At 54.0% G+C, this 4465-nt stretch carries 5 protein-coding genes; 2 read left to right on the top strand and 3 right to left on the bottom strand.

Annotated elements, in window-relative coordinates:
• Positions 1-218 precede the first annotated feature (218 nt).
• The gene (gene cyaB / locus CW742_RS07775) at positions 219-758 is read right to left on the bottom strand and encodes a class IV adenylate cyclase (protein WP_292418764.1); all 540 of its coding nucleotides are present in this window, start codon (positions 756-758) and stop codon (positions 219-221) included.
• Positions 759-893: 135 nt separating this feature from the next.
• Between cyaB and CW742_RS07770 the strand changes: the two genes are divergently transcribed.
• Together CW742_RS07770 and CW742_RS07765 are read left to right on the top strand one after the other, a co-directional pair.
• Entirely contained in the window at positions 894-1583 is a 690-nt protein-coding gene (locus CW742_RS07770) for a peptidylprolyl isomerase (RefSeq protein WP_292418761.1), read from the top strand.
• A 103-nt stretch (positions 1584-1686) separates the two neighbouring features.
• Positions 1687-2787 (top strand): hypothetical protein, encoded by a 1101-nt coding sequence (locus CW742_RS07765; protein WP_292418758.1) that lies wholly within the window; start codon positions 1687-1689, stop codon positions 2785-2787.
• 25 nt (positions 2788-2812) lie between these two features.
• Here CW742_RS07765 and CW742_RS07760 read toward each other — a convergent pair whose 3' ends face one another.
• A complete protein-coding gene (locus CW742_RS07760; protein WP_292418755.1) occupies positions 2813-3838 on the bottom strand; it encodes an mRNA surveillance protein pelota in 1026 nt (341 codons plus the stop codon).
• Positions 3828-4465, bottom strand: a 638-nt coding sequence (locus CW742_RS07755) for an NFACT RNA binding domain-containing protein (protein WP_292418752.1), incomplete at its 5' end; no start/stop codon positions are given. The genes CW742_RS07760 and CW742_RS07755, both read right to left, overlap by 11 nt.

Raw genomic sequence — 4465 nt, 5'->3', positions numbered from 1 at the left:
GTGTACAAATCGGGTGAGGGCGGAAGAGCGGATTAAAAAAAAGGTTTCTACAGAGCGGTTTCTCAAATCTCACTATCGTATCATAGGATGGATGATGCATTCCTGCGTCTCATCGCTGATGAGATTTGCTGCTTGTCCCCTTTCGATTGCGACAACAGGCAGGCAATCGTTTGGTTGGAGGAAGAATCCCCTCATTAAATACCCGAAAAACCGTTGATTTATCTGTCCCCGTTCCTTTGTATCAGTACCAGTTCCAGGTACGACTCAAGAATAGGTGTACCATCCGCTCCAATATCTTTTGCAATCTTTTCGATCACAGGAGTCGGGTTTTCCCTGTCGTCCTCTGTTATGATCTCGATCTCGGCAAATGTCCCGAGTTCCTCAACCTGGTCAAGGGCGATCGAGGCACGACCCAGCCGGTAGTTCTCGCGCCACTTGTTCACTTCAAGGGTCTTTGTGAAGCCGAGCCGGTCGAGCATTTTCTCGAAGGTCTCTCCGGACTCGACGCTGAAGTTCAGTTCCTCGCGGGCTTTGAGACCGAACTTGCGGATCTTGGGGCCCTTGTACGTGACAACAGCGTGGTCGTTTGTATACCGTACCCGTACTGCCTCATCGGTTTTGCCGAAGTCCCGGTGAGGGGCGTTGTAATAGATATCATGCTCGTGCGCCTTCCCGCAGAACTCCGCACTGAGTGCAAGGAGACGTTCGCGTACGGGATCCAGGCCGGGGACTCTGACTTTCAGTTCAACTTCGAGCATGATAGTGCCATAGTTTATCTGTCTTGATTACGACTTAATATAGTCAGGTACGCTTACCCGCTACCACCTGATAAGGTTCCTTTGGGATCTTATCCGGCTGATCAGTTTATCCATCTTGACACATTCAGGTGAACCATGGCAATAAAAGAAGGAGATTTTATCCGGCTCAGCTACACCGGCAGTGTAGGCGACAGGGTCTTTGACACGACCCGCGAGGACGAAGCAAAGACCGCGGGGATTCACAGCGAGAATGCCATCTACGGGCCGGTCACGGTCTGTGTCGGGCAGAAACATGTTATCATCGGCCTTGACGAGGAACTCGTTGGCAAGAAGGCCGGTGCAGAGGGAACGGTGACCGTGCCGCCCGAGAAGGCATTCGGCGAACGCGACATGAAGAAGATCCAGTCGTTCCCGAAGAACAAGTTCTCCGAGAAGCCTGTCCGCGGCATGCCGGTGAGGCTCGAAGAGCAGGGCGAGGGAACGGTTGTTGACGTCATCGGCAACCGGGTCATCGTGGACTTCAACGCACCTCTTGCAGGGCAGACCCTGACCTATTCCTACAAGATCGAAGAGTTTGTCAAGGAACCGCTCGACCAGCTCAAGGGCCTTATCAGGCTCTATGCCGGCAGGGAGATGGAGATCGAGATGGACGGCAGCAAGGCAGTCGTCACCCTCCCGCCGGGCATCAACTACGACCGCCGGTGGCTCCTCTGGCGCGGCCGGATCATCCACGAGGGATTCGAGTTCATCAAGGGTATCTCAGAGATCGTCCTTGTCGAGAGCTACAAGAAACCCGAGAAGAAAGAAGCAAAGACAGAAGAATAATCTTTTTTCCTGTGCGCTTTCCGTGCATCATCGTCATTTGCATTCCAATCCTGCAATGATTGTCCTGTATCTGTTTTTATAGGCCGGTGACCTACAGTTCTCTATGAGAACGTCAGCATGGGTTATTGTCGTAGTTATTACCCTCCTTGTTGCCGGTGTCTTTTGTGCCGGCTGTTCGGATGAAGGCGCTAAGCCCGGGGATGTCACAGCCACAGAAACGGTCACCAGTGCCGGGACCACCACAGGTGCAGTATATGCCGAAGGCGATATCGTCAGGAAACCCGCGTCAACGCTCTCAACCGGGCTTCTCATCATCGGGTACGATGCAGGTACGGACATGTACGAACGGGCGACAATCTTTCCGTTCAGTGACGGGAGCTGGGGATACCGGCTGGACTCAAAGACATCGATGATAAGCCGTGCCACAATCGACCGGGATTACACAGAAAAAGTCGGAACAGTGACAGTCTCTTCAGTCCGGATTGGCGCTCCCACAATAACAACAACAGTTCCTCCCACAACCACAAAGGCGACAACGGCACCCACCGCTACCGAGACAACGGCAAGCACGACCGCTCCCAAGATTAATGATATCGATCCTTTCATCGGGACTGCAGGTACAACTGTAAAAATTACCGATCTTAAAGGATCGAATTTCGTATCCGGTGCCACTGTTGCACTGACAAAGACCGGAGAGACATCCATTGATGCAACGGATGTCAGTGTCTCTTCCGCAACCAAGATAACCTGTAAGTTTGCCCTCCCTCTCTCAACAGAACCCGGCCAGTGGAACGTGGTTATCACCAACCCGGACAAACAGGCATATACTTCTGCAAACCTGTTTACCGTTTATAAGAATACAAGTGCAACAGCAACTGCGACATCGACGAGTACTACGACAACGACATCGGCAACATCTGTTACGATATCGATGCTGACTCCCGACCAGCAGTTTATCGGGGGAATTGCTACAACCCTGAATATTGATATTTCCGGATCCAACTTGGGTGCGGGCAATAAAGCTACATTATCTCAGGGAAGTACAACGATAACCAGTACAGCATATGGAATAGTTGGGTATGATGCACGCGTAACAATGCCCATCCCGTCAAATGCACCGACAGGTTACTATAAAGTAACCATCCTTGATTCCAACAATAACGTCTTGGGATTCAAAGACAAAGCATTCAATATTGTGGGATGATGCCACTACCATTTTTCGAGAATTCTCAAACCATCTTATACCGCAACAGCGCTGCGATTCCCCCGAGCGCAATAAGCCGCTCTCCGGGCTCGAATGCGGATGAGAGCACAACAACCGATGCCCGCATTGCCTCTGCTTTTTCAATAAGTGCCGTAATATCCGGATCGCGGAGGAGGGTATCTGCTATTAGCACCTGCTCGGCAGCGCCATATCCGATGGCATCCGCCACTTCGGCCCGGCCATAGGCAACCGCGCCATCCTGCGAGATCCGCATCAGGAGCTCGTCCATCAGTTTCACCTCCCGGGAGAGCTGGAGGTCATCGATCATCTTCTCCAGTGTCCCGTTCCCGATCACGTCCTGGACTGCCCCGCGCCCGATCCGCCGGGTCTCAACAACAACAGCACGATCGGCAGCAGGATTGGTCCTGCTCTTCGCGTACCGGATAAAATCGTCCTTGATGAACCCTGGCCCTGCCACGATAAGGGGTCCGGTAATCTCCGCCAGCTTGGAAAGGACCTGATCGAAGAAATCCCGCCGTGATTCTGTCTCGGCGCCTTTGCCGCTCCCTGAGGTGAGGGTGATAACGCTCTCGGGGCCGTATTGGCGGAGCCGGAACAGTTCGGCCTCCCCCTCTTCTATAGTCAGGACGTGGATGACACCATACACTGAAGCTTTCACAGCGCGTTCTATTCGTTCGCGATCGATGGGTCTCCACTGCTTGATCACCGATATCTCGTAACCTGTTTCGACATTGATGGTATGGAACGCACCGGTGTCCACGCCGTGCTCGATAATGCCGGTAAGCCTGAGCCGTATGCCATGAGCGGAAAACTCGATCCGGTCAACGCGTATGCCAAGCCTGACCGGGCGTTTCTCGACTTTCTCCGGCCGGATTTTATCGCTTGCTGCATCCACGCTCCGGAACGTTGTAGCAAAGACCAGGTCGCCCGGAGCGATAATGTGCTGGAGGTGCCAGAGATCATCGATGCTCTCGGGAAACAGCCGGATCTCGCCGTAGCTATTACGCATCTCCCCATACTCAGCTTTCATGGTGCCCCACGATGTCCGATCCGCCGGGCGGGGTGAATGCCGCCACCTTTTCGGTGTTCAGGATGCCCTTGAGCGCCTTCACATCCTCTTCGGGGAGCTTCTCCTTCAGGATGCGCAGTACTTTCTTTGCCACATCATTGGGCTCGAACTGGCCGGGCCGGAGTTCGACGAATGCCTTCACTTTGTCCCTGACAGCAGATGGGGGTCCCCCGATGACTGCGGCATGGGGTTCAAGCATCAGACCGATAGCGGTGGAGAGCGGGACATTCCGGTAATAGGTCCGCTCTCCCCGCACGATGAAGGAGCCCCGCGAAACGAACTCGCCTGCCTCAGGTGTCTTGCTCACCTGCGAGGGAAGGGCGCTGTACACATCTGCGCTGAAGTGCCCGCTCCGCCAGGCACCGGAATACGAAGCCGCAAACTGCGCCACCTCGTCCATCCTCTCTGTCTTTCCTTTGACAAGGACAACACTGGCCCCATGGACATCGGCATGGACAAAGGTATCTCCCCCTGCCATGTATTTCTTGACCAGTTCCTCATTCTGGGATGCGTCGCGCCCGCCGAGGACAACGGCCCCGTCACTGGTGATGAACCAGCGGAAGCGATGGTACCACTGCTTCTTTAACG

This window comes from Methanoregula sp. (genome assembly GCF_002835825.1).
Classification (GTDB): domain Archaea; phylum Halobacteriota; class Methanomicrobia; order Methanomicrobiales; family Methanospirillaceae; genus Methanoregula.
This window is presented reverse-complemented; position numbering and strand designations above follow the sequence as displayed.

What these genes read in the sequence shown, in the direction of transcription:
- cyaB (WP_292418764.1), bottom strand. Translation starts at nt 758, where the DNA reads ATGCTCGAAGTTGAACTGAAAGTCAGAGTCCCCGGCCTGGATCCCGTA.
- CW742_RS07770 (WP_292418761.1), top strand. Translation starts at nt 894, where the DNA reads ATGGCAATAAAAGAAGGAGATTTTATCCGGCTCAGCTACACCGGCAGT.
- CW742_RS07765 (WP_292418758.1), top strand. Translation starts at nt 1,687, where the DNA reads ATGAGAACGTCAGCATGGGTTATTGTCGTAGTTATTACCCTCCTTGTT.
- CW742_RS07760 (WP_292418755.1), bottom strand. Translation starts at nt 3,838, where the DNA reads ATGAAAGCTGAGTATGGGGAGATGCGTAATAGCTACGGCGAGATCCGG.